Here is a 454-nt window from a genome sequence, read left to right as displayed (position 1 = left end):
CGCGGTGGATGCTCAGCACATCGGGCAGCACTCGCTCACCGCGCGGCTTGTTCGTCGACGTCGGTGCAAACAAGGCGGCCGCCAGCGCGGCCTCGTCCATGGCCACCAGCGCCGGCCAGTCCAGCCCGGCCACCCGCGCCGCCGCGATGTACTTGCTAACCACGCCCTTGGACAGCTGCAAGGCACGGGCAATCTTCTCGTGGGACAAGCCGGCCTCAAACTTGAGGCGCAGACATTCTTTGATGTTTCGCATGGCTACTCGCGGCGCCGCCATCTTCCTCTCCCGAAATCGGTCGAGGATGGCGGCGCATCAGGTCATGCGCAACGAAGGGGAAGGCTTTCGCTAAGTCGTGACCGGCGATTTCGGTAAGCCGTGACCACCTGTTTCGGAACAGGCGGAGAATCGGTCACGTTGCTACCGAAATGAGCGGTCACGCGTTAGCGAAATGAGCGG

The 454-nt window shown here is 63.2% G+C and carries 1 pseudogene; it reads right to left on the bottom strand.

Going from position 1 to position 454, the window contains the following annotated elements:
- Nucleotides 1-274: pseudogene (locus TP2_RS12115) on the bottom strand (IS21 family transposase); the annotation flags it as partial.
- Between the last annotated feature and the right edge of the window lie 180 nt (nucleotides 275-454).

Origin of the sequence: Thioclava pacifica DSM 10166 (assembly GCF_000714535.1) — a bacterium.
Taxonomy (GTDB): Bacteria; Pseudomonadota; Alphaproteobacteria; order Rhodobacterales; family Rhodobacteraceae; genus Thioclava; species Thioclava pacifica.
Note: the sequence above shows the minus strand (reverse complement) of the source record. Positions and strands in the feature narration are given on the sequence as shown.